The following is a 23,907-nucleotide window of genomic DNA, read 5'->3' on the forward strand; positions in this document are numbered from 1 at the left end:
CTGGGAACGGGCGGTCTCCTCTGGTTCTACCGGCTGCGCAAGAGGAGCAGGGCGATGTCGTCGGTGCGGGTGTGACGAAGGCCGGCGTGGTGAAGGAGGCTGTCGGCCAGCTCGTCGAGCGGCCGATCGCCGTTCCGGGTGAGGTGGTGGGCAAGGTCTGTGATGGAGTCGGTGATGTCGGTGTCGGGGGTTTCCACGAGGCCGTCGGTGTAGAGCGCGAGGAGGGATCCGGCGGGCAATGCGGCGGTGGTGACCGGGTAGTCGGCCTCGGTGCACAGTCTGATGCCGAGCAGGGGACCGGGCTCCAACTCGAGCGCGATGGTTCGTGGTGACGGGGTGGGGCTGCGTAGAAGCGGGGGCGGATGTCCCGCGCCGGCCAGGTGGAGGCGTCGCTCGGCGAGGTCGATGTGGATGTACAGGCAGGAGACGAACAGGTCGGTTTCGAGATCCATCAGGACGCGGTTGGTGCGGGCCAGGACTTCGCCGGGCAGTGTGCCGGCGGTGGCGTGGACGGCCGTGCGCACCTGGCCCATGAGGGCCGCGGCGTTGATGTTGTGCCCCTGCACGTCTCCGATGACGGCGGCGACGGTCGTGTCACCGAGGCGGATCAGGTCGTAGAAGTCGCCGCCGATGTCGATGCCGTGGGCGGCCGGCAGGTAACGGGCGGCGACGGCGAGGTTGGGGATGACGGGCAGGGTCACCGGCAGCAGGGCCTGCTGCAGGCCGTGGGCGAGGTCGTGCTTGGCGTCGTACAGGAGGGCGCGGTCCATGGCTTGGGCGATGAGCCCGGCCAGTGACACCAGGACGGCGCGGTCGCTCGCGCTGAAGGGGTGCGGATGGTCATAGGACAGGACGCAGCAGCCGACGCGGCGCTCGGAGACCACCAGGGGCAGGAACGCCCAGGCCTGTTTGCCGCTCAGGGCGGGTACCTGCGGGTGGGCGCGGGCCATCTCGGCGGGGTCGGCGAAGAAGGCCGGGATGCCGCTTCGCAGGACACGGCCGGCGGGGGTGATGTCGGTGTCCAGATACAGGCCGTCCAGGCGGGCGACGTTGCGCGGATCGTAGCCTCGGTGCCCGATGATCCTCAGGCGTCCGGCGTCGGCTGCGGAGATGACCATGCCCTGCGCTCCGAAGGCGGGCAGGATCTGGTCGGCCACCATGCTGATCACGTCCGCCACGGTGACGGTCTGGCTCAAGCCGGCCGCCAGGTGGATCAGCTGGTGGATCCGCCCCGTGCCGGTTGCCTCCGGTGCGGCGCCCAGGTCCACGGTGACGCGGGGCGGTGGAGCGGCGGCCGGCTGCCGGCTGAGGTTGGCGGAGATGAGCGCGCTGATGCCGCTGTCGTCCGGGTAGAGCCGGATGTCGAGCCAGTGGTCCGGCGGGCGCAGCGCGGTGTAGGCGACGGGCTCGCGGCTGAAGACGGCGGTGCGGTAGTGGTCCTCGTGGATCGGCGCGTCGAGCCAGGGCACGGTCTGCCACGGCAGGGTGCCCAGGAGGCTTTCCGCGCTGCGGCCGAGCAGTCGGGCGGCGGCGTCGTTGAGGTAGGTGATGCGGCCCTGCAGGTCGAAGCCGAGGGCGCCGAGGGGCAGCCGCTGCAGCAGGTCGGCGGCGGCGAGCCCGGCCTGTGCCGGGTCCGGACCGGGTCGGAGCAGCGGCACGGCTCGCGGCTGATCAGGAATGCTCCATGGAGCGGGCGCCTGGTCCAACACCCGGGTGATGCGGCTTGCGCTGGACAGGATTTGGCCGCGTTCACGACGGGTCAGCGAGGGCGGGCGGTCCTTGAGCCAGACCAGCACCAGTGCCCCCCGGCGGCGAACACCGTGCAGGGGGGCGAAGGCCAGGGCGAACTGGTACGGCAGCCCGGCCGCGGTGTTCGGATACAGGCGAGCCATGTCCTCCTGCCGCCCCACCCACACCAGGTGGTCCTCCCGTACCGCTTCGGACAGCGGCCCGGTGGTCGACACCGCTACCCGCCGCCACGGTGCCGCCGCCATCACCGGCAGCCCACACAGCGCCGTCAGGTACAACACCGGCTCGTCGGCCGAGAGCAGGTACACGCCCGCCGCCAACGCCCCCGTACGCTGCACCGTCCCGCTGAGCACCCGGTCCAGAGACACTCCGTCGCCGGATGCGATGCAACTGTCATCACTCACATATACGACAGTAAGCCGCCGAAGGTGTGAAAGTACTGATATGCAATAGCGCAGCTCACTTTCCGGCAGGGGCCGCGCGCCACGCCCTTCGCCGAAGTGGACGCGGTCTCGCGCCGCGAAGGCACCCGCGCTTGACGAGCACGCCGTTCGTTCTCGGCTCGGGCCGGCGTTCGGGCCGGCGCCCCTCGCCGGCCGGAGCCGAGGATCTTTGTCGTGGCGAGCACATTCGGGCTGCGGTTGCCGTGCCGCCTTCGCCACCGAGCCGACCCGAAGGTGGATCCGCCGAGCGGCGGGATCGCGGGACCGGCCCGGCCGGACATCCGGGAACCGGACCGCCGGCTTCGTGTCGATCGACAGGTCGGGCGGTCTCTCGTACTGTGCGTGCCGACGACGGCGTCACTCATGGGGGTCGACATGGAGTATCTCTTCTACTGTCGCGACAAGCCGGGAACCAGGGCGTTGCGCGACGAACTTCTCGAAGCCCATTGGTCGTTCATGGACGGGTACGCCGAGGGGATGATCGCCCGAGGGCCGACGTTCGCCCCCGACGGGGAGACGGTGACCGGCAGCGTCCACATCGTCGACCTGCCGGACGCCGATGCCGCGCGCGTGTTCGCGTTCGACGAGCCGAACCACCGGGCGGGGGTGTACGAAGAGGAGGTGCTCATCCGGCGTTGGCGCAACATGCTCGGTCGGAAGATGTGGGACTTCGAAGGGGGTTCGGAAGGCCACCCGCGCTTCCTGATCCTCGGTCACGGCAAGGCCGGCACGACCGCCACCGGCGACCGGTCGCACGATGAGCGGTCGCGCCTGCTGATCGACGGGGACCACGGTGAAAACCTGATCGCCTGCGGGCCGTTGCTCTCCGACGACGACACCGAGGAATGGCTGGGCACCGCGATCCTGGCCGAACTGCCGGACCGCACGGCCGCCGAACGTCTATTGGCTCAGGGGCCGGATGCCCGGGCCGACCTGTACGAGAGCATCGAGGTCCACGACTGGTGCTTCGGCGGCCGAGCGCGGGCGGAGGCGGAGTAGGACCACTCGGCCGCCATCAGCGGGCGAATCGGCCGAACTCCCGCCCGACGTCGTGTCCGAGTGGGTCTGAGGTCGGTCCACCTCCGAACCGGTCGACGCCAAGAAGGCACCACCCGCTCGCACCTCTGGTACGAGGGGCCATCCGCCACGCGCAACCGGGGCCGAATCGCCATCGAAGGCCGTCGCCACCGGCTGGATGTGGCTACCCCGCCTTCGGAGCCGGCCACGTCTGCGAGTCCTCCACCTCGTCGTCGCTGCCGGCATCCGCCTGTGGACTTACAGTCCAGTCTGGACTTACAGTCCAAGCATGGGCAATGTCGAAGAGAATCCGGACCCTCGGGTTCGGACGTGGGCGCCGGTGTGCCGGGCCGTCGCGCTGCTGCTCGGGCCGTACGCCGAGGTCGTCCTGCACGATCCGCGGACCGACCGAGTGCTGGAAATCTGGAACCCGATGACCTCCCGCGGCCCTGGCGACCCGTCACTGCTCGGCGAACTGGACGACCTCACCCCGTCGGCGCACGACGTGTACGGGCCGTACGAGAAACTGCTCGCGGACGGTCGCCGTCTGTCCTCGGTCAGCGCGGTCCTGCGGGATGCGCGCGACGCGCCGTCGGCGGTGCTGTGCATCAACCTCGACCGCACACCGCTGGAACAGGCAGCGGCGGTCCTGTCCGCCTTCGGCGCCCCGACCGTGCAGCGTCCCGAGCCGCTGTTCGAACAGGACTGGTCCGAGCGCGTCCAGCACGTGATCGGAACCTATGTCCGCGAAACCGGCCGCCCGATCGAGCGCATGACCCGCCAGGACCGTCTGGCCGTCCTCGGCCGCCTCGACGAGGCCCGAGTATTCGCGGTGCGCCGCGCCGCCCCGGTCGTCGCCGGGGCCCTGAGGGTGTCCAGGTCCACCGTCTACGGCCTGCTGGCCGAGCTCAGAGCACCAAGCGCAAGGGACTGACCACCATGACCCGACTGCCCGACTTCCGCCTGGAAACGTACTTCTCCCGCTGGGAGTTCACCGCCCGCCACCACCTGACCGCCTCCGACGCCCAGACCATGACACTGAGCGAGCTGCTCGCCCTGGCCGACGACAAGGATCGCGACGCCTTCGAGAACCTGTCCCTGGGCTACACCGAGACCTTCGGCGACCCGGCCCTGCGCGCGGCGATCGCCCGGACCTACGAGCACGCCGACGCCGACGACGTCATCTGCTTCGCGGGCGCCGAGGAAGCCCTCTACCTGGCGATGAACGTCCTGCTCGACACGGGCGACCACGCGGTGGTGGTGACCCCGAACTACCAGGCCGCCGAGACCGTGCCGTTGGCACTGTGCGAGGTCACCGGCGTGGCTCTGGATCCGGACCGCGACTGGGCTCTGGACCTCGACGCGGTGGCCGCGGCGATCCGGCCGAACACCCGCCTCGTCTCGGTGAACTTTCCCAACAACCCCACCGGCAAGGTCGTCGACGCCGCCGACTTCACCGCGCTGGCCCGGCTGTGCGACGAGCGCGGCATCCACCTGTTCAGCGACGAGGTCTACCGCGGCCTGGAGCGTGACCCGGCCCGCACCCTGCCGCAGGCCGCCGACCTGTCCGAGCACGCACTGTCCTTGAACGTGACCTCGAAGTCCCTGGGCCTGCCCGGGCTGCGGATCGGCTGGATCACCTGCCGCGACCGTGCGCTGCGCTCGCGCCTGGAGCGGGCCAAGCACTACACCACCATCTGCAACTCCGCGCCCAGCGAGGTCCTGGCCCGTATCGCGCTGAAGGCCCGCGCCACGATCCTGGACCGCAACCGGGCCCTGATCGCGGCCAACCTGTCGGCCTTCGACGCGTTCTTCGCCGAGTTCACGGAAGACTTCCAGTGGCAGGCCCCGGACGGCGGATGCGTCGCCTACCCCCGCTACCTCGGCGCCGACGGGGTGGAGGAGTTCTGCACCCGCCTGGTGGAGGAGGCCGGCGTCCTGCTGCTGCCCGCGAGCATCTACCGCTCCGACCTCACCGCCACTCCCACCGACCGGTTCCGCATCGGCGTCGGCCGCCGCGACCCGGAGGAGGGCCTGGCCGCCTTCGCCCAGTGGATGCGAGCACGCCGATGACCCTCCGCGTCTTCGAGGCGGCCGCCGGCAAGAAGGCCGTCACCTCGTAACCGGTCCTCGACACCATCCGCGAAGCGCTGATCGCCCACGCCGAAGGCCGCGCCGGCGTGCCCTCGCCGCCGCGCATGGCACGTGAGTACCGAGCGGCATCGGCGGGTGCGTTCTGGAGGAGGCGACGTCTCCGGCGAAGCGGCCGGGACCGGCGTCCGTATGGCCCCCACGGTGGTGCCGGCCAGGGCCGCCGCCTGCAACCCATCGACACCGCAAGGCGGCAGCGACCCGACCGGAGCACACGGCAGCGGCCACCGCCCCGGGACGAGGGGCGGTGGCCGCTGCCGTGTGGGTTCGGCGAAAAGCCGCGTCAGTCCATCCGCACGATCGCCGCGACCGGGCCGCCACCGGACGGGCCCTGGTGGACGGCCGCGACCGAGACGAAAACTGCCGGGTCGCCGGTGACGGCCGCGGTCACGCCGCCGACGGTGGCCTTGATCTGGCGGTGCCAGTGCACGTCCGAGTCGTCGAGCATGATGTTGCGCCGTCCGCGCACGCTGCCGCTCGGGTCCGCCTCGCACTTGAGGAACACGTTGACCAGGCGGTCGCCCAGGTCGGAGGTGTGCGGACGCTCCGGCAGCTCGATGCCGGCCGAGCGGATCGCCGACCAGATGCCGTCCGCGTCCAGCGCGTCCTTCATCACGTCGTGGCCGACCCGGAACGGACCACCCACGCCGCGCACGTTGCCGACCACGACGATCTGCGCGCAGTCGAGCTCGACGCCGGAGGAGCACGACGCCACCGACGAGTACAGCGACAGGTCGCGGTGGATCTGCTCGGCGGTCGGCAGCTCGATCTCGCCCAGCGCCACCGCGATGCCCAGCGCGGTGGTGGAGTTGGAGACGTCCATCGACTTGAGGGTGTCCTCGGTCCACACGTCGAACCCGCGCGACTTGGCGTCGTTGATGGTGTCCAGCACCAGCAGCGGCGTCTTGGTCTGCACGTAGTGCACGTCGGCCGGGTCGGTGATGCCCGCGACCGCCATCGCCTTGCGTACGCCGGCGGCGACCTTCTCCACCATCGGCACACGGCCGATGTCCTCGGGCAGGATCTGCTCGCTCATCGCGACGCCGACCGACACGCGCGGCTCGTCGGTGGGCTCGTACCGGTTCTCCGGCGCGTACGCGAAGACCGTCGCGTGCGGGGAGATCACGCCGTCGGTACCGCCGGACCACACCAGCGGAACCTGCTGCGCCTCCTCGACCGAGCGCTTGCCCTTGGCGACCAGCACCTCGCGGAAGGCGCGGTCGGCCAGGATGCGGGTGTAGTCGTTGACCCCGCCGTTGCCCTCGGTCTTGCCGATGACGGCGAGCACGTCGTCCGCGGCGAACACACCGTCGTCGATGAGCTTGGCCAATCCGGACGCGTCGGTGACGCTCTCGATGGCGACCTTGTGAACCTCGATCGGCCTGGGCACTCGTTCCACCTCGTTCATTGGAGTTCGTTGAATTCCGTGCAGTCCGCAGTCGTCGACCGTCGTTGACTTTTATCGACCGTTGTCGACTGTCACTGAATGTCTTTTGAATACTGTGCGGCTGCGTGCTGTGCAGCCGGATGTCGTGCGGCCTCCACCGTCGGTCGAGACCGCCACGCCGTGTGTCGCGGGCCGTTACGCGCCCGACTCCACGACCGTCCCGGATTCGCCCGCCACCGCGGCGGTGATCCGATCCAGCGACGTGATCACCGAGCGCCGGCCGCCGTTCTCGACGAAGCGCACCGCCGCCTCGACCTTGGGTCCCATGCTGCCACCGGCGAACTGGCCGGCCGCGGCATGCTCGCGCAGTTCTTCGGGGGTGACCCGGCCGATCACCCGCTCGTTCGCGGTGCCGTAGTCGAGCATCGCGTTGGGCACGTCGGTCGCGATCACCAGCACGTCCGCGTCCACCGAGGCGGCGAGCAGGGCGGCGGTGAGGTCCTTGTCCAGGACCGCCTCCACGCCGCGCTCGGCGCCGTCCGCGTCGCGCACCACCGGGATGCCGCCGCCACCGGCCGCGATCGTGGTGAAGCCCGCCGCGACCAGCGTCCGGACAGCCGGCGCGTCGACCACTTCCAGCGGATCCGGCGACGGTACGACCCGCCGCCAGCCCTTCGCGCCCCGGTCCTCCCAGCGCTGACCGAGCGCGACGAAACGCTCCGCCTCGGCCTGCGGCAGGTGCCGGCCGACCGGCTTGGTGGGGTGCTCGAACGCCGGGTCGGCGGCGTCCACGAGCGTGCGGGTGACCACGGCCGCCACCGGCGCCGCCAACCCGCGGCGCCGCAGCGCGGCCTCCAGGGCGGAGACGATGGTGAAGCCGAGGGTGCCCTGTGTCTGCGCGCCGCACCAGTCCAGGGTCACCGGAGGGACGACGTGCGCGGTGAGTTCGTTCTTGACCAGCAGGTTGCCCACCTGCGGTCCGTTGCCGTGGGTGAGCACCACCTCGACGCCGGAGGCGATCAGGTCGGCCACCGCTTCCATCGCCACCGCGACGGCGGCCCGCTGGGCGTCCGGGGTGGCGCTGCCGTCGGGTCCGGTCATGGCGTTTCCGCCGAGGGCGATGAGTACTCTCCCGGTGCGGGGAGTTGGCATGTGTCGAACTCTCCTGTTCCTGTCGTACGCGGGAGTCCCGTCCGTCCGGGACTTGGGACTCTAGGCGGGTGACCAGGTCGATGGCTTGGGAGTTTGTTGACCACAAAAGCCGATCGATCTGGCAGAACTTGCCGAGCAGTGCGCGGTGCGGTCGGATACGGACCGCAGTTGGTACGGGCCGCAGTTGGTACGGACCGCAGTGGGTACCCCCGCCACGGCCCGACCAGACCTCAGCAGCCCAGCCGGGCGTACCGTTCCAACCGAGCCGCACGCCGTTCGGCCGTGGGTCGGCGCAACAGCCCGACCAACTCGTACTCCAATACCTGGGCCAGCCGGGCCAGGAACGCGACCGGCTCGTCGGCCGCATCGGGCCGCTCGGCCACGATCCGGTCCACCACCCCGTCGCGCAACAGGTCCAGCGACCTGATGCCCTGCGCGGCGGCGATCTCCGCGCCCCGGGACGGCGTCCGGTAGCGCAGCGCCGACGCACCCTCGGGCGGCAACGGCGACAACCAACCGTGCTGCGCGCACAACACCCGGTCGGCGGGCAACAGCGCGAGCGCGCCGCCGCCCGCGCCCTGTCCGAGCAACAGGCACAACGTCGGGGTGGGCAGGGTGACCAACTCGGCCAGACAGCGGGCTATCTCACCGGCCAGGCCACCCTCCTCGGCCTCCCGGCTGAGCGCCGCGCCTCCGGTGTCCACGACGCTGACCAGCGGCAGGTCGAGTTCGGCGGCCAGCCGCATGCCGCGCCTGGCCACCCGCAGCCCGGCCGGGCCGAACGGTCCGTGACTGGACTGCCGGGCCCGGTCCTGGGCCAGCACCACGCACGGCGCACCGCCGAACCTGGCCAGCGCGAGCAGCAGACCGGGGTCGCTCTCGCCCTGTCCGGTCCCGTGCAGCGGCACCACCGCGCTCGCCGCGTGCCGCAACAGGGCCCGGGCGCCCGGGCGTTCGGAACGACGGGAGAGTTCGACCGAGGTCCACGCCGGAACGTCGGCCAGGTCCTCGACAGGCAACGGCGCGACGTCGGGCAGCTGTTCACGCGGCGCGGTGACGATGTCCAGGACTCGTGCGGCCACTTCGCCGAGCCGATCGGGCTCGACGACGGCGTCCACCAGGCCGTGCGCGTACAGGTTCTCCGCGACCTGGACACCCTCAGGAAAGGGTTGCCCGTGCAGAGCCTCGTACACGCGCGGACCGAGGAAGCCGATCAGCGCGCCGGGTTCGGCGGCGGTGACGTGGCCGAGTGAGCCCCACGAGGCGAGCACACCACCGGTGGTGGGGCCCCGCAGGTAGACGAGGTACGGCAGGCCGGCGCTCTTGTGCGCGGCGACGGCGGCGCTGATCCGCACCATCTGGAGAAAGGCGACCGTGCCCTCCTGCATCCGAGTACCCCCGGAGGTCGGCGATGCGACCAGCGGCAGCCGTTCGGCGGTGGCGCGTTCGATCGCGGCCACCAGGCGCGAGGACGCGGCCACCCCGATCGAGCCGGCCAGGAAGTCGAATTCGCAGGCCACCACGGCCACTCGGCGACCCCGGATCCGGCCCTCGCCGGTGACCACCGACTCGTCCACGCCACTCTTGGCGGCGGCGGCTCGCAGTTCGTCGACGTACCCCGCATCCAGCCGTTCCGGGCGGTGCGGCGCGCTGTCCCAACTCGTCCAGGTGTCGGAGTCCAGGACCAGGCGGATCAACTCGTGCGCTCCGACGCGGGTGCGGCGGGTGGGTACCGGCGCGGACGCGGACGCCGGCCCGGGCGCGGTGTTCATGCGCGCCGCGCGGCGTGCAGGGCGCGAGCATCCTCGGCGTCGAGCCACGCCTGCACGCTGTCCGTGTGCTGGCCCAGCGTCGGCGGAGCCTCGTGTCGGCGCCGACCGCCGTCCGCCGCGTCGCCGGCCACGCCGTCGAGGCGGATCGGCGGGCCGGGCAGGGTGATCGGACCGAGCGTGCTGTGCATGACGTCGAGCAGCAGACCCTGTGACTTGGTCTGATCCCACTCGTAGACCCGGTCGATCGTGCGCACCTCGCCGGCCGGTATGCCCGCGGCGGCCAGTTCCGGCAACAACTCGTCCACGGCGCGCTCGGCGAACGCGGCGTTGATGGCGTCCGCCAGTTCGGCCCGATTGACCACGCGGTCGGCGTTGACCGCGAAGCGCGCGTCGTCCACCGCCAGGCCGACCATCGGCGCGAACTTGGCCCACAACTTCTCGCTGCCCACCGCGACCTGGATGATCGCGTCCCGGCAGCGGTAGGAGCCGTACGGCTGGAGCGAGGGGTGCAGGTTGCCCTGCGCGCGCCCGACCTGGCCGGCCACGGTGTAGTTGGTGCCCTGGAAGGCGTGTACGCCGACGATCGCGGCGAGCAGCGAGGTGCGCACGACCCGGCCCAGGCCGGTGCGTTCGCGCTCGTGCAGCGCGGCGACCACGCCGTAGGCGCCGTACATCCCGGCCAGCAGGTCGCCGATCGGCACACCGATCCGGGTGGGGTCGTCGGGACCGGGGCCGGTCAGGCTCATCAGACCGGCCTCGCCCTGGGCGATCTGGTCGTAGCCGGGCCGGCCGCCCTGCGGACCGTCGTGCCCGAAGCCGGTGATGGACAGCACCACCAGGCGCGGGTTGAGCCGGGTCAACTCCTCCATCGGGAAGCCGAGTCGATCGAGCACGCCGGTGCGGAAGTTCTCCACGAGCACGTCGCTGTGCCGGATCAGGCGGGCCAGCGTCCGTCGGCCCTCCTCGGTCTTCAGGTCGAGGACGATCGACTCCTTGTTGCGGTTGCAGGACAGGAAGTAGGTCGACTCACGCGCGTCCTCGGCCCCGACGAACGGCGGACCCCAGCCACGGGTGTCGTCCCCGCCGTCCGGGTTCTCCACCTTGATGACACGGGCGCCCATGTCGCCGAGCATCATCGCGGCGTGCGGGCCGGCGAGGGCGCGGGAGAGGTCGAGCACGACGAGGTCGCAGAGCGGTCCGCTCACGTCGAAACACCCCTTTCTGCAGGTATGCGGCGTTGCGCGTCCGTCCATCCGTGCATCCGTGCGGTGTGCGGGTGTGGTGCGTGACGCGTGGTGGCAGTGCGTGTATGCGCGTGCGGGTGGCCGGTCGCGGTGCGTGGTGCGGTGCGCCGTCCGGCGCCGAATGCGTCCAAGCTAGGCGGCTTCGGGGCCTTGCTCGCCGTCAGTTACTGCCCAAGGAATCGCGCTCGCTTGGCAATACTTGGTGTTGGAAGCCCGGTGCGTAGTGCGCGTCGTCGGGCCCGAACGCCCGGCGGGCGAAGTCCACGAAGCGGGTCGGCGCACGATCGAGCAGCGCGGCCAGGGTGCGCGGGTTGCCGGTCAGGCCGTGCCGGTCGTAGAACGCGAACATGGCGGTGAGGGTGTCCAGCGCATAGCCGGACAGCCCGCCGGCGCGGGCCTCCTCGCACCAGTCGCGCGGGTCGATCCGGCGCGCGGTCACCGGCCGGCCCAGCACCTCGGCCAGGTGCCCGGCGATCTGCCGTGGGGTCAGCGCCTCGGGACCGGCCAACTCGTACACCGCGTCCTCGTGGCCCTCCTCGCACAACACCACGGCCGCCGCCTGCGCGACGTCGCGCAAATCGACGGCGGCGAACGGCGCGTCCACCCGGTACGGCACCGCGAAGTCGCCGATCCGCGTGATCGCGTCACGCGCGTCGAGGGTGTTCTGCTGATACGGGCCCGGCTGCAACACCGTCACCGCGAGGCCCGACTCGAACAGGGCCTCCTCCACCCGCGCCTTCGCCTCGTGGTGCGGCATCGCCCGCAACTGGGGGCGCAGCACCGAGTGGAACACGAACCGCCCGACCCCGGCCCGCCGCGCCGCCGCGATCACGGCGCGGCCGATGGCCGGCTCGTCCGGGTGCACGTTCGGCGCGATGTGATAGACCGCCGCGCACCCGCGCAGCGCCTCGTCCAGGTCCGCCGGCTCGCCCACCTCCCCCACGACGGCCTCGACGGCCCCCGCCGCAAGCGCCACGGCGACCTGCTCGGGCCGGCGCACGAACGCCCGCACCCGCGCCCCACGCTCCGCCAACGCCCAGGTGAGCGCCCGCCCGGTCTTCCCCGCAGCCCCAGTGATCACGATCATGCACCCACGCTAGGCAGCAATCCCATCCGCCATCACCGTCCGCCCTCGCCAACCCGCCCACCCCGAATCGGGCACATCCTGCCGAAGCCCTTCTCCGCGGCCTGGCCCACCGAATTCATGAAAGAGCTCCTGTAGGCAGCCGGCTGGTTGTTCACGGCCGCTCCCAGGCCGGAGCCGGACAGGGCCTAGGGCGGGTGCGGGCCTCGGGTGGCCAGGAGGGTGCGGGCGGTCAGGGCGGCGCGTAGGGGGCCCTGGCGGTCGGGGGCGTCGGGGCTGACCCGCAGGAGGGACTCGATCAGGGCCAGGCGTTGGTGTACCGACTGGCGGCGCAGGAACAGCACGCCGGCGGTTTCGGTCTTGGAGCAACCGCAACGCAGGTACGCCTCCAGGGTGTCCACCAGGCCCGTGCCGCGCGCTGCGTCCGAGGCGAGCAACGGGCCGAGTTGGTCCTCGACCAGGTCGGCGAGTTCCTCCGGGGTCAGCCGGTCCAGTACGCGCTCCAGGGCCCAGGCGTCGGCGAGCACGGTGTCGGCGATCGCCGCGGACCGCACCGGGCGAAGCCGCCGGGCCAGCCGCAGCGTGTCCCGCGCGGCGCGCAGGCTGTGCCCGACTCGGGCGACGTCGCGCACGAGCGGCCCCAGCGCCGAGGTCGGCTCGTCGCCCGTCACCGTCGGCAGGCCCAGGCGCGTGAGCAGTTCGGCGACGTGCGTGTCCCGGTCGAGCGCGATCAGCGCGTACGCTCCGCCCGGCCCGTCGCTGACCAGGCCCCGGCCGCCGCACGCGCGCAGCCCCTCGTACAGCACCGTCACCGCCCGCACCGGATCCGGCAGGTGCAGCGCGACGCTCGCCCAGGCCGCCGTCCCGGCCGGGACCAGGCCGCAGACCGTCAGCCGCGCCGCCACCTCGCGCGGCGGCAGCACGTCCCGCAGCAGACCCTCGACGAGTTCACGACGCTCGCGCCCGACCCACCCGTCCCGATCCGCCAACCGCAGCAGGGCCGGCGCGAACACCTGCGCCGCGTGCTCGGCCACCTCCGCCGCGACCTCGGCGCTCGCCCGCGACCACGACCCGGCACCCGCGTGCTCGTCGGCGGCGCCGGACCGGGCGATCGCCGTCGTGTCCCCGGCCCCTCCGGGCAACCCACCGGCCACCGCACCCGCACGACCGTCGCCATACCCCTCGCCCGGCCGCACGCCCCCCGGCCCGGCCCCGACCTCGGCTCCGCCGTCGACCCCGTCCGCCCCGCCCACCCCCGAGGCGCCCAGCAGCAACCGCCCCCACAGCGCCCCGCGCAGTTCCACCCCGGCCTCCGCCGCCGGCGCTCCCACCACCTCGGTCGGAGCGTCGGTGCCGGCCCAGGACGTGATCGTGCCGTCGATGCCGGCCAGGACCACCGGTCGATCGGTGAGGCGGGACAGGGTGCGGGACAGCTCGTCCACACCCGCGCCGCGCGCGAGCACCCCGGACAGGACCCGGACGATCTCGTTGACGTGCCGCAGCCGCGTCACCGCCGAGTCGAGGATGGCCGCGTTGACCGCCTCGGCGATCTCCACGAACGGCACCACCCCGCGCAGCACGACCAGCGGCAACCGCGCCTGGGCCGCCGCGCGCACCACGTCGGCCGGCACCTCGCCGAACGTACGACCCACCTCGAACGCCACCCCCGCCACGCCCGCCGCCGCGAGGTCGACGACGTAGCGCCGCCGCTCGCCCGCGTTCCGCCCGGCCAGGCCCAGACCGGTGGTGAGCAGCAGTTCGTCGCCGCGCAACAGCGGCGCGATCTCGTAGATCTCACTGGAATGCACCCAGCGCACCGGGCGCTCCAGATCGGCGCGCGGATCCGGCACCACGGGATCGGCGGCACGCAGCAGGGGGTGCGCGAGGACCGCTCGCAGGGACAGCGTCATGGACACTCCGTCCGGAAGATGCGTCAGTATCCCGGTCACGGTGTCCGTTGTCACGGCCCCCCAGCCCGAGGAACCTTCGGTGATCACCCCACACGACCACTCATCACAGGCTCACCACACACCCACCACACCCGCACCATCGCACCCGCCCCACCACCCCACCGCCGTGCTCGCTCCGCCCCACCGGAGGTCTCCGTGGCAATCCTCGAACAGCCCGCGCAACCGGCAGAACCCGCTCACACCGTCGACCACACCCAGTCCCTGGAACCGGTGCCCGACGAGGCCCGCGATTCGACCCCCGCGCACCAGTTCTGGATCTGGGCGGGCGCCAACATCGCGCCGATCAACTGGGTACTGGGCGCCCTGGGCATCGTGCTGGGCCTCGGCCTCCTCGACACCGTGCTGGTGCTGGTCGTGGGCAATCTCGTGGGCATGGGCGTCTTCGGCCTGTTCGTCCTGATGGGCCAGCGCACCGGCGTGACCCAGATGGTGCTGGCCCGGGCCGCCTTCGGCCGGCGCGGCGCGTACCTGCCCGCCGCCGTCCAGGGGGTGATCTCCGCCGGTTGGTGTGCGATCAACACCTGGATCGTGCTCGACCTGGTGATGGCCCTGCTGGACAGCGTCGGCTACGTCGGCGGCAACGGCACCAAGGTCGTGGTCGTCCTGGTCGTGATGGCCGCCCAGATCGCGATCGCCGCGTCCGGCTTCGGCGCGATCGCCGGCTTCGAGCGCTGGACGGTGCCCGCGACCCTGGTCGTCCTGGCCGCGATGACCGTGGTGGCCTGGACCCGGCTGGACATCGACTGGGGCCACGCGAGCACGTTGAGCGGCGGCGACCGGTGGTCGGCGATGAGCACGGTGATGACCGCGATCGGTGTCGGCTGGGGCATCACCTGGTTCGCCTACGCCTCGGACTACTCCCGCTTCGTCCCGCGCACCACCTCCCGGCGCAAGCTGTACGCGGCCAGCGTGCTCGGCCAGTTCCTCCCGGTGGTCTGGCTCGGCGTGCTCGGCGCCTCGCTGGCCACGGTCAACGCCAAGGCCGACCCCGGCCGACTGATCGTCGACTCGTTCGGCGGCCTGGCCATCCCGGTGCTGCTTCTGGTCCTGCACGGGCCGATCGCGACGAACATCCTGAACCTGTACAGCTGTTCGTTGTGCGCCCAGACCCTGGACATCAAGGTCTCCCGGCGCGTGTTGTCCTGCCTGGTGGGCGCGTTCGCCACCGTCTTCACGCTGTTCCTGGTGTTCCGGGCGAGCCTGGCGCACACCCTGGACACGTGGCTCGCGGGCATGGTCACGTGGGTCGCGCCGTGGGCGGCGGTGATGCTGGTGCACTTCTACGTCTTCGCCCGGCAGCGGATCGACGTGCCCGCGCTGTACGCCGCGCCGCGCCGCGGTCTGCTCGCGGACGTGCGCTGGTCGGCGATCGTCGCACTGGTGTGCGGCATGGTCGCGACGTGGTGCTTCGAGTACGGCGTGCCGCAGGCGCTGCGCGGCCCCGGAGCCGAGGCGATCGGCAATGTGGACCTGTCCTGGCTGGCCGGCTCGCTGGTCGCGGGCGGCCTGTACCTGGTGCTCGGCCGACGCGACCGAGCCGAGCGGTGACCGAGAGAGGGCGGTGGGCAAAAGCCCGCAGTGACCCGACGAATCCACCGCGACCCCTGGAGCCATCCGACATGCAGGGCAACAGCCGCACCGTGACCGACTGCCGACTCCCGGACCGCCCGGAACGCGTGGACATCGCGATCGAGGCCGGCATCGTCACGAGCATCACCCCCACCGGCGGCACTCCCCCGGCCGGCCCCGTCCTCGACGCCGCCGGCGCCCTGGTCACCCCGCCCTACGTCGAGCCGCACATCCACCTCGACACCGCGCTGACCGCCGGACAGCCGCGCTGGAACGTCTCGGGCACGTTGTGGGAGGGCATCGAACGGTGGTCCGAGCGCAAGGCCATGCTGACCCGCGAGGACGTACTGGCCCGTGCCGAGGAGGTTTTGCGCTGGCAGGTCGCGAACGGCGTGCTGCACGTGCGCAGCCACTGCGACGTGACCGACCCCGAACTGACCGCCCTGCACGCCCTGGTCGAATTGCGCGAGCGGGTACGGGACGTACTCGACCTCCAGGTGGTGGCCTTCCCGCAGGAGGGCATCGTCTCCTTCCCCGACGGCGAGCGGCTGATGGCCCGTGCCGTCGAGGCGGGCGCCGATGTGCTCGGGGCGATCCCGCACTTCGAGGACACCCGCGAGGACGGCGTGCGCTCGTTGCAGATCGTCTTCGAACTGGCCGAGCGACACGGCCTGTCGGTGGACGTGCACTGCGACGAGATCGACGACGAGCAGTCCCGTTTCGTCGAGGTGGTCGCCACCCTCGCGCACCGCACCGGGCTGAAGCAGCGGGTGACGGCCAGTCACACCACCGCGATGGGCTCCTACAACGGCGCCTACAGCCGCAAGCTCCGTCGGATCATCGCCCGTTCGGGCATCCACCTGGTCTGCAACCCGATGGTGAACCTGACCCTCCAGGGCCGCTTCGACGACTATCCCAAACGACGCGGCCTCACCCAGGTCAAGGAGATGCTCGCGGCGGGGGTCAATGTGGCGTTCGGTCACGACGACGTGATGGACCCGTGGTTCCCGCTCGGGACGGCGAACCCGATCCAGGTCGCGCACGCCGGCGTCCTGGCCGCCCAGATGTCCGGACAGGACGAGATGAACGAAGTGTTCGCGATGGTCACCGAGCGGGCGGCGCGGGTGCTCGACCTCGGCGAGCGGTACGGCCTGGCCGTCGGCCGCTCGGCCGACTTCCTGATCCTGCCCGCCGATTCGCCCTTCGACGTGCTGCGCCGCCAGGTCCGCCCGAGCCATGTGATCTCCCGAGGCCGCGTGGTCGCCGAGACCCCGGCCACGCCCACCCGGCTGACCTGGCCGGGCCGGCCGCCGCGGGACGTGGACTTCGTACGGCGGTGACGCGAACGGCCGCGCCCCGAAGACCGGGGGCGCGGCCGTGTCGTCGGCGGAAGCCGGCCCGACCGTCGAAACGGTCGGGCCGGGCTCCGGTGGCGCGGGGTCGACGGGCGCGCGAGGCGGGGACTCGGCCCACCACTCGCGCCCACCGCGCCGGGTCGGTCTACAGCAGGTCCACCGCCGGGTAGGCGTCGCCGCCGGACAGCAGCGCGTAGCCGGGACCGCGGTCGAAGAACGGCTCGACCTCGGGGCGCGATGCGCGAACCGAGGCGCGCAGCGCGGCGGTTGCCGCCTCGTCCACGGCCAGGTCGTCGCCTTCGCCGGTGAGCACGACGCCGTAGTCGTCGGCCGCGGCGCCGCGCGAGACCTTGCCCCACTGCACGTCGCGCAGCACCGATTCGGTCTTGCGGTCCAGCGGGTCGCCCCAGCCGCCACCGCCGGTGGTGCGGATCCGGATCACCTCGCCGGCCTTGACCGGCTCGTCGTCGACCAGGCCCTCCATCTCACGCTCGTTGGGGCCGCCCGGGTCGATCACCACCTGGAAGGAGCGCCCGGCCTTGCCGCCCTTGACGCCCCAGCAGGACAGGATCGAGCGGTCGGCGATGGACATGAAGGACGCGTCGAGCAGCATCCGGATGTGCTTCTCGTAGCCCAGGCCGCCGCGGAACTGCCCGGGGCCGCCGGAGTCGGTGGCCAGTCCGAGCCGCTCGACCAGGAACGGGAAGCGGGATTCGGTGAATTCGGTGGGCAGGTTGCGCGAGTCGGGCACCACGTGGATGGTGTCCTCGCCGTCCGCGTAGTAACGCCCGCCGGAACCGCCGCCGAGCACCTCGCGCATCAGGTACGAGCGACCGTCCGCGTCGTGTCCGTACACACCGGTGTAGCGGATCGTCTCCTGGTCGGCGGGCATCTTGCCGTCGACGGCCTTGGCCAGCACGCCGGCGAGCACGCCGAGCAGGCGCAGGATGACGAACGTGCGGGCGTTGGTGGGCGCCGGGAAGATCGGCGTGAGCAGCGTGCCCTTTTCCGGGAACTTCATCTCGATCAGCGGCACCACGCCCTCGTTGACGTCGAGCTCGGCCATCCGCTCGGGGGTGTCCGCGAGGTTGCGCAGGATCGGCGCGAGCCACTTCTTGAGGAAGTTGCCGTCCGCGTAGTCGCCGCAGTGGTTGATCGGACCCTTGGCCTGCCGGGACGTGCCGGTGAAGTCGATGACGATCTTCTCGGGCGTCTTGGTCAGGGTGATCCGCTGCGTGTGCAGCATCGGCTCGTCCACGCCGTCGTGTTCGGCGTAGTCCTCCCACACGTACTCGCCGTCCGGGATCTTGGACAGGATCTCGCGCCGGTAGGTCTCGGTGGTCTTGTCCAGGATCGCGTCGAAGCACGCCTCGACGGTCTCCCGGCCGTAGCGCTCGAAGAGTTCGCCCAGTCGACGCGAGCCCATCAGACACGCCGAGCACTCGGCGTCCAGGTCGGCGGCGAGCGAGTCGGGCATCCGCGAGTTGCGGGTCATGATGCGCAGCGCGGCCTGGTTCGGCACGCCCTGGTCCCACAGCTTGATCGGCGGGACCATCAGGCCCTCTTCGTACACGCTGGTCGCACCCGAGGGCATCGACCCGGGGCAGCAGCCGCCGATGTCGTCGTGGTGGCCGAACGCCTGGACGAACGCGACCACCTGCCCGTCGGCGAAGACGGGAACGGTGACACACAGGTCGGGCAGGTGGCCGATGCCGCCCTCGGACTCGTAGACGTCGTTGTGGAAGAACACATCTCCCGGACGCATCGTCTCCAGCGGGAAGTCCCGGGCCACCGGGTGGACCAGCGCCGAGTACGAACGGCCGGTCAGCTTACGCAACTTGCGGTCGTGGATGCCGGCCCGGAAGTCGTGCGCGTCACGGATCATCGGCGAGCGCGAGGTACGGCCGATCGCGGTCTCGACCTCCATCTCGACCGAGGCGAGGGTGCCCTCGACGATCTCCAGGAGCACGGGGTCCACACCGTGCAGCGCGTCCTGCGGGGTGGTGGCGGTGGCGCTCATGCTCAGGCTCCCTTCGAGGCGGTGTCGGCGGCGTCGCGGGTGACCACGACGTTGCCGTAGGTGTCCACGCGGGCGTCGAAGCCCGGGTGGATCGGGATGGTGGAGCCGAACTCCTCGATGATGGCCGGGCCGCGGACCAGGTCGCCCGGGGCCAGTTCGGCGCGCGCGTACACGGCGGTGTCCAGGTAGCCGTCGCGGTCGACGAAGCACACCGGGCGGGTGCCGGTCCGGGCCCGCTCGACGTCGCCGTCGCGGCCGGGCAGTTCGCGCAGTTCGGGGCGGCGGATCGGGCCGACGCCGGTGACCCGCAGGTTCACCCACTCCACGGGCTGGCTCGCGTCGCCGCGGAAGTTGTAGCCGTACAACTGCTCGTGCGCGGCGTGGAATGCCTCGGCGACGGTGTCGGCGAGCGCGGCGTCGAACGGACCGTCCGGCACCGGGACGCGCACCTCGAACGCCTGGCCGAAGTAGCGCAGGTCGGCGGTGCGCACGTAGCGGTGGTCCTCGGCCGCGAAGCCCTCCTTGTCGAGGGCCTCGCCCGCCTTGCCCGCCAGTTCGGCGTAGATGCCCGCCACCTTGGGGTGGTCGAGGTCCGGGTGGCCGCCGACGGCGGTCTGCACGTAGTCGCAGCGCACGTCGACGGTGAGCAGGCCGAAGGCCGAGACGTTACCGGGGTCGCGCGGCACGATGACGCCGGCGAGGCCGAGGATGTCGATGAGGCGGCACAGCAGCAGGGAGCCGGAGCCGCCGAAGGTGGCCATGGTGAAGTCGCGGACGTCCAGGCCGCGCTTGACGGTGATCTGCCGCAGCGCGTTGGCCTGGTTCCAGGCGGAGATCTCCAGGATGCCGGTGGCGCACTGTTCGACACCGATGCCCAGTTCGGCGGCGAACTTGGTCAGGCCCTCGCGGGCGGCGTCCACGTCGAGCGGGATCTCGCCGCCGAGCAGGTGCGGGGGGATCCGACCGAGCAGGACGTGCGCGTCGGTGATGGTCGGCTCGGTGCCGCCCTTGCCGTAGCACAGCGGGCCCGGGTCGGCGCCGGCCGAGCGGGGACCGACCTTGAGCGTGCCCTCGGGCGAGATCCAGGCGATCGAGCCGCCGCCGGCGCCGACGGTGACCACGTCGATCATCGGGATCTTGGACGGGTAGCGGCCGATCGAACCCTCGGTGGTCAGCGTCGGCTCGCCGCTCAGGACCACCGACACGTCGGTCGAGGTGCCGCCGCCGTCGCAGGTGAGCACCTTGTCGAAGCCGGCCTTCTCGGCGATCAGCGCGGCGCCGAGGGCACCGGCGGCCGGACCGGACAAGACCGTGGTGATCGGCTGGTGCACGACCTCCTCGGCGGAGAGCACGCCGCCGTTGGACTTCATGATCGCGAACGGCACGCGGCGCGCGGCGTCGGTGCCGCCGGCGGCGGTGAACTCGTCCAGGCGCCGGCGGATGCCGCTGACGTAGCGGGCCACCCGCGGCTTGACCGCCGCGTCCACGAGCGTGGTCATCGAGCGCTCGTACTCGCGGTATTCGCGCAGTACCTCGGAGCTGATCGAGACGATCGCGTCGGGGTGCTCCTCGCGCAGGATCTCGCGCATCCGCAGCTCGTGCGCGGGGTTGGCGTAGGAGTGCAGCAGGCACACGCCGATCGTCGCGATGCCCTGCTCGCGCAGTCGACGGGCGGCGGTACGGGCGCCCTCCTCGTCGAACGGGCGGACCTCGTTGCCCTTGTAGTCGAACCGGCCGCCGACGGTGTGCACCAGGTCGACGGGCACGATCCGGTCGGGCTTGACCCAGAAGTAGGAGTTGCCGTAGCCGTCCGGGACCGCCTGGCGGGCGATCTCCAGGATGTACTCGTAGCCCTCGGTGGTGATGAACCCGAGGCGGTCGATCTTGTCCTCGAGGAGCTGGTTGGTGGCCACCGTGGTTCCGTGCGCGACGGCGGTGACGTCGGCTCCGGTGCAGCCGAGCAGGCCCAGCACCTTGTCGATGCCGTTCATGAAGCCGTCGGCCGGGTCGGCGGGCGTGGACGGCGTCTTGGTGGTGACGAGCTCGCCGGACTCCTCGTCCAGTGCGACCACGTCGGTGAAGGTTCCGCCGGTGTCGATACCGATCCGGATCCGTCGGCGGGGTCCCGCCGTTGCGGCAGGCGTCATCAGCGCGCTCCAATCGGAGGGGGCAGGTAAATCGCATTCGCGGAGGGCGGGTCGCCCGGCTGCTGTCAGCGATTCAACTTCGCCACGCCCTGCCACGGAATCGGCAACTTCTGCCAAGGGACTCGGCAACAGTTGGTGATTCCCGTGAGCAGGCACAAGCGCCCCCGCCGGCGGCACCACCATGAGGTCTGAACCAATTCGGACGATGAGGTCTGGACCAATCCACCGAATACTCCCGTCACGCACCCCGCTTCGCGCCCGAACTCACGGGAAAGGAAGGGAAGTTGCCGGGAATTCGAAACGACTCGGATAGGGTCGGCGCACGCGGATGTCGCAGAGGGTGACTCCACGACGCACCGACGGGAAGCAGCCGTGGTCGAGCGCGAGCAGGACGAGTGGGGCTTTTCCACACCACCGGCGGGCGAGTCGCCGGAGGAATGGGCACCGACCGGCATCGACGTCACGGTGCCCAGCGTCGCCCGGGTGTACGACGCCATCCTGGGCGGCAAGAACAACTTCGCGGTGGACCGCGCGATAGCCGACGAGGCGCTCAAGGATCTGACCAACGAGGGCGCCTGGGCCAACCGACACATCCTGGCCCGCGGCGTGCGCTACCTGGCGTCCGAGGGCATCGACCAGTTCGTGGACCTGGGATCCGGGCTGCCGACGGTGCAGAACACGCACGAGGTCGCCCAGGAAATGAACCCGAACGCCGCAGTCGTGTACGTGGACAACGACCCGATCGTGCTCGCCCACGGTCGCGCGCTGCTCGCCGACAACCACCGCACCCGGGTGGTCACCGCCGACCTGCGCGACCCGGCGGACGTGCTCGCCCGCCCGGAGCTGCGCGAACTGGTGGACCTGACGCGGCCGGTGGGCCTGCTCCTGGTGGGGGTCCTGCACCACCTCGCCGACCACGAGGACCCGGCCGGCGTGGTCCGCGCCTACCGTGACGCACTGGCGCCGGGGAGCTACATCTTCATCACCCACTTCTGCGACTCCACTCCGGAGGGGCGGGCCTTGGAGAAGATTTTCCTGAGCCGGCTGGGCAGCGGACGCTTCCGCGCCCTGGAGGAGATCGAGGGCTACTTCGAGGGCCTGGAACCGGTCGAACCCGGCGTGGTCCTGCTGCCGCTGTGGCGTCCGGACGAGCCGGTGACCGAGCCGCTCAGCCCCGAGGGTCACCTGTCGGTCGGCGGCATCGGCCGGCTGCCCCGATAGCCTCGACGTCCGACCGTCACCGCCGCCCGCCTCGCCCGGCCCCCTCGCTCGACCCCCTCGGGAGCACCATGAAGATCGCCATCCTCGACGACTACCAGGACGTGGCCCGGGGTCTGGCCGACTGGGATTCGCTCGGCGCGGACGTCCGGGTGTTCACCGAGCCGTTCGCGGACGCGGCCGCGGTGGCGCGGGCGCTGGCGGGCTTCGCGGTGATCGTCGCGATGCGCGAGCGCACCCGGTTTCCGGCCGACGTGCTGGCCGGATTGGCCGGCCTGCGGCTCCTGGTCACCACCGGACCGGTGAACGCGGCCATCGACGTCGCCGCCGCGCGCGAGCTGGGCATCGTGGTGTGCGGGACCGGATACGTCGCGTACCCGACCGCCGAGCTGACCTGGGCGCTGATCCTGGCCGCCGCCCGCAACCTCCCGGCCCAGGTGCACTCGATGCGCGAGGGAGGCTGGCAGGTCGGGCTCGGCGTCGGATTGCGCGGCAAGGTGCTCGGCCTGCTGGGCCTGGGCCGGCTCGGCACGGAGGTGGCCCGGATCGGTCAGGCGTTCGGCATGGAGTGCGTGGCCTGGAGCGGGAACCTCACCGTCGAACGGGCCGCCGAACACGGCGTGACCGCGGTGGCCCGGGACGAGTTGTTCGCCCGCGCCGACGTGCTCTCCATCCACACCGTGCTCAGCGCCCGTACCCGGGGCCTGGTCGGCGCGGCCGAGCTGGGGCTGATGAAGCCGACCGCGATCCTGGTGAACACCTCGCGTGGCCCGATCGTGGACGAGGCCGCGTTGCTGGGCACGCTGCGCGCGGGGTCGATCGCCGCGGCGGCGCTGGACGTCTTCGACGTCGAGCCGCTGCCCGCCGACCACCCGCTGCGCGGCTTGGACAACGTGGTCCTCACACCGCACGTCGGCTACGTCACGCGCGAGTTGTACGAGACGTTCTACCGCGACGCGGTCGAGGACATCGCCGCCTTCCGCGCGGGCCGGCCGATCCGCGTGCTCGAGTAGCCGGTCGCACGGGCCGGAAGGCCGATGCGCCGGCGCGAGGGGCCGATCGACCTTCGTCGATCACCGTGTCCGGCCCGGTTCCGGGCCGGGGTCGTCAGGGTCGCTGCCTCGGTCGTGGCCCGTGCGCGTCCGACCCTGTACCTGGGTGGGATCAGCCCGATGCGGCACCTGCGCCGCACCTCGGGCGTCCGGGCGCAGCCACCGCAGGTATCCGAACACGCCCACCACGAGCAGCATGAGCACGGTCACGCAGATCGCCGCCTGCTCGACCGCCGCGGCGCCGGTGAGGAGCGCGGCTACCAACAGGCCCATCGCCGCGCCCGACAAGATCAGGGCCGACCACTTCGATATGGCCGTGCAATCGGGTACTCGGACCCGCACGCGACGGCGACGCGGAGCCGAGGCGGGCATCGGGTCCTCGAACACACGCAGAAGCGCGACGAGCTGTTCGTCCTGTAGAAGCGACTTCTCCAGCCGCGCGAGGGCCCGACGTTCCCGGGCCGAAAGCGTAGGTCCGTCCACCACATCCACCTCCCACCCGGGAACGCGAGCGGGGCCGAGAGGCGGGGTACGCCGGGCGGTATCCGCCGAGGCGAACCGTTCGCCGGCGGAACCG

Annotated in this window: 17 protein-coding genes; 7 read left to right on the forward strand and 10 right to left on the reverse strand. The window is 71.6% G+C overall.

Annotated features, from left to right (window positions below):
* Nucleotides 1–26: 26 nt before the first annotated feature.
* A complete protein-coding gene (locus tag A3IC_RS0115140) occupies nt 27–2,153 on the reverse strand; it encodes a SpoIIE family protein phosphatase (RefSeq protein WP_245599302.1) in 2,127 nt (708 codons plus the stop codon).
* Between the two features lie 414 nt (nt 2,154–2,567).
* On the opposite strand from A3IC_RS0115140, the gene A3IC_RS0115145 reads away from it, so the two are divergent.
* The 3 genes from A3IC_RS0115145 (at nt 2,568) to A3IC_RS0115155 (ending at nt 5,282) form a co-directional block, all read left to right on the forward strand.
* Nucleotides 2,568–3,191 (forward strand): YciI family protein, encoded by a 624-nt coding sequence (locus tag A3IC_RS0115145; RefSeq protein ID WP_026218282.1) that lies wholly within the window; start codon nt 2,568–2,570, stop codon nt 3,189–3,191.
* 307 nt (nt 3,192–3,498) lie between these two features.
* Complete coding sequence (locus tag A3IC_RS0115150; protein WP_026218283.1) at nt 3,499–4,143, forward strand: helix-turn-helix transcriptional regulator; 645 nt, start codon at nt 3,499–3,501, stop codon at nt 4,141–4,143.
* Between the two features lie 5 nt (nt 4,144–4,148).
* The gene (locus A3IC_RS0115155; RefSeq protein WP_020550894.1) at nt 4,149–5,282 is read left to right on the forward strand and encodes a pyridoxal phosphate-dependent aminotransferase; all 1,134 of its coding nucleotides are present in this window, start codon (nt 4,149–4,151) and stop codon (nt 5,280–5,282) included.
* A 361-nt stretch (nt 5,283–5,643) separates the two neighbouring features.
* Here the strand turns inward: A3IC_RS0115155 and bar are convergent, their stop codons facing one another.
* The 6 genes from bar to A3IC_RS72535 form a co-directional block, all read right to left on the reverse strand.
* Nucleotides 5,644–6,768 (reverse strand): barbiturase, encoded by a 1,125-nt coding sequence (gene bar / locus A3IC_RS0115160; protein ID WP_020550895.1) that lies wholly within the window; start codon nt 6,766–6,768, stop codon nt 5,644–5,646.
* A 174-nt stretch (nt 6,769–6,942) separates the two neighbouring features.
* The gene (locus A3IC_RS0115165; RefSeq protein ID WP_026218285.1) at nt 6,943–7,899 is read right to left on the reverse strand and encodes a carbamate kinase; all 957 of its coding nucleotides are present in this window, start codon (nt 7,897–7,899) and stop codon (nt 6,943–6,945) included.
* Between the two features lie 230 nt (nt 7,900–8,129).
* Nucleotides 8,130–9,671 (reverse strand): carboxyl transferase domain-containing protein, encoded by a 1,542-nt coding sequence (locus A3IC_RS0115170; protein ID WP_020550897.1) that lies wholly within the window; start codon nt 9,669–9,671, stop codon nt 8,130–8,132.
* A complete protein-coding gene (locus A3IC_RS0115175) occupies nt 9,668–10,876 on the reverse strand; it encodes a CaiB/BaiF CoA transferase family protein (protein WP_020550898.1) in 1,209 nt (402 codons plus the stop codon). The genes A3IC_RS0115170 and A3IC_RS0115175 overlap by 4 nt, the downstream gene beginning before the upstream one ends.
* Before the next feature lie 199 nt (nt 10,877–11,075).
* A complete protein-coding gene (locus tag A3IC_RS54600; RefSeq protein ID WP_020550899.1) occupies nt 11,076–12,002 on the reverse strand; it encodes an SDR family oxidoreductase in 927 nt (308 codons plus the stop codon).
* Nucleotides 12,003–12,187: 185 nt separating this feature from the next.
* Complete coding sequence (locus tag A3IC_RS72535) at nt 12,188–13,909, reverse strand: helix-turn-helix domain-containing protein (protein WP_086018438.1); 1,722 nt, start codon at nt 13,907–13,909, stop codon at nt 12,188–12,190.
* Between the two features lie 195 nt (nt 13,910–14,104).
* Here A3IC_RS72535 and A3IC_RS0115190 point away from each other — a divergent pair, with 195 nt between their 5' ends.
* Both A3IC_RS0115190 and codA read left to right on the forward strand, forming a co-directional pair.
* Nucleotides 14,105–15,517, forward strand: coding sequence for a purine-cytosine permease family protein (locus A3IC_RS0115190; RefSeq protein WP_020550901.1), 1,413 nt, complete (start codon nt 14,105–14,107; stop codon nt 15,515–15,517).
* 71 nt (nt 15,518–15,588) lie between these two features.
* The gene (codA, locus tag A3IC_RS0115195) at nt 15,589–16,878 is read left to right on the forward strand and encodes a cytosine deaminase (RefSeq protein ID WP_020550902.1); all 1,290 of its coding nucleotides are present in this window, start codon (nt 15,589–15,591) and stop codon (nt 16,876–16,878) included.
* A 160-nt stretch (nt 16,879–17,038) separates the two neighbouring features.
* On the opposite strand, the gene A3IC_RS0115200 is transcribed toward codA, so the two are convergent.
* Both A3IC_RS0115200 and A3IC_RS0115205 read right to left on the reverse strand, forming a co-directional pair.
* Nucleotides 17,039–18,913 carry a hydantoinase B/oxoprolinase family protein gene (locus tag A3IC_RS0115200; protein ID WP_020550903.1) on the reverse strand — a complete coding sequence of 625 codons (1,875 nt, stop codon included), beginning with the start codon at nt 18,911–18,913 and terminating at the stop codon, nt 17,039–17,041.
* Nucleotides 18,914–18,915: 2 nt separating this feature from the next.
* Nucleotides 18,916–21,060, reverse strand: a complete 2,145-nt coding sequence (locus tag A3IC_RS0115205) for a hydantoinase/oxoprolinase family protein (protein WP_020550904.1) — start codon at nt 21,058–21,060, stop codon at nt 18,916–18,918.
* 372 nt (nt 21,061–21,432) lie between these two features.
* Between A3IC_RS0115205 and A3IC_RS0115210 the strand changes: the two genes are divergently transcribed.
* A complete protein-coding gene (locus A3IC_RS0115210) occupies nt 21,433–22,281 on the forward strand; it encodes an SAM-dependent methyltransferase (protein WP_020550905.1) in 849 nt (282 codons plus the stop codon).
* Between the two features lie 68 nt (nt 22,282–22,349).
* Complete coding sequence (locus tag A3IC_RS0115215) at nt 22,350–23,291, forward strand: D-2-hydroxyacid dehydrogenase family protein (protein ID WP_020550906.1); 942 nt, start codon at nt 22,350–22,352, stop codon at nt 23,289–23,291.
* A 60-nt stretch (nt 23,292–23,351) separates the two neighbouring features.
* Here the strand turns inward: A3IC_RS0115215 and A3IC_RS0115220 are convergent, their stop codons facing one another.
* Entirely contained in the window at nt 23,352–23,813 is a 462-nt protein-coding gene (locus A3IC_RS0115220) for a hypothetical protein (RefSeq protein WP_158695959.1), read from the reverse strand.
* Between the last annotated feature and the right edge of the window lie 94 nt (nt 23,814–23,907).

It is taken from the genome of Embleya scabrispora DSM 41855 (assembly GCF_000372745.1).
GTDB lineage: Bacteria > Actinomycetota > Actinomycetes > Streptomycetales > Streptomycetaceae > Embleya > Embleya scabrispora.

Excerpts from the sequence above, each read along its gene's own strand:
- codA (WP_020550902.1), top strand. The coding sequence starts at position 15,589 with ATGCAGGGCAACAGCCGCACCGTGACCGACTGCCGACTCCCGGACCGC.
- A3IC_RS0115165 (WP_026218285.1), bottom strand. The coding sequence starts at position 7,899 with ATGCCAACTCCCCGCACCGGGAGAGTACTCATCGCCCTCGGCGGAAAC.
- A3IC_RS54600 (WP_020550899.1), bottom strand. The coding sequence starts at position 12,002 with ATGATCGTGATCACTGGGGCTGCGGGGAAGACCGGGCGGGCGCTCACC.
- A3IC_RS0115150 (WP_026218283.1), top strand. The coding sequence starts at position 3,499 with ATGGGCAATGTCGAAGAGAATCCGGACCCTCGGGTTCGGACGTGGGCG.
- A3IC_RS0115145 (WP_026218282.1), top strand. The coding sequence starts at position 2,568 with ATGGAGTATCTCTTCTACTGTCGCGACAAGCCGGGAACCAGGGCGTTG.
- A3IC_RS0115205 (WP_020550904.1), bottom strand. The coding sequence starts at position 21,060 with ATGACGCCTGCCGCAACGGCGGGACCCCGCCGACGGATCCGGATCGGT.
- bar (WP_020550895.1), bottom strand. The coding sequence starts at position 6,768 with ATGAACGAGGTGGAACGAGTGCCCAGGCCGATCGAGGTTCACAAGGTC.
- A3IC_RS0115155 (WP_020550894.1), top strand. The coding sequence starts at position 4,149 with ATGACCCGACTGCCCGACTTCCGCCTGGAAACGTACTTCTCCCGCTGG.
- A3IC_RS0115170 (WP_020550897.1), bottom strand. The coding sequence starts at position 9,671 with ATGAACACCGCGCCCGGGCCGGCGTCCGCGTCCGCGCCGGTACCCACC.
- A3IC_RS0115215 (WP_020550906.1), top strand. The coding sequence starts at position 22,350 with ATGAAGATCGCCATCCTCGACGACTACCAGGACGTGGCCCGGGGTCTG.
- A3IC_RS0115200 (WP_020550903.1), bottom strand. The coding sequence starts at position 18,913 with ATGAGCGCCACCGCCACCACCCCGCAGGACGCGCTGCACGGTGTGGAC.
- A3IC_RS72535 (WP_086018438.1), bottom strand. The coding sequence starts at position 13,909 with ATGACGCTGTCCCTGCGAGCGGTCCTCGCGCACCCCCTGCTGCGTGCC.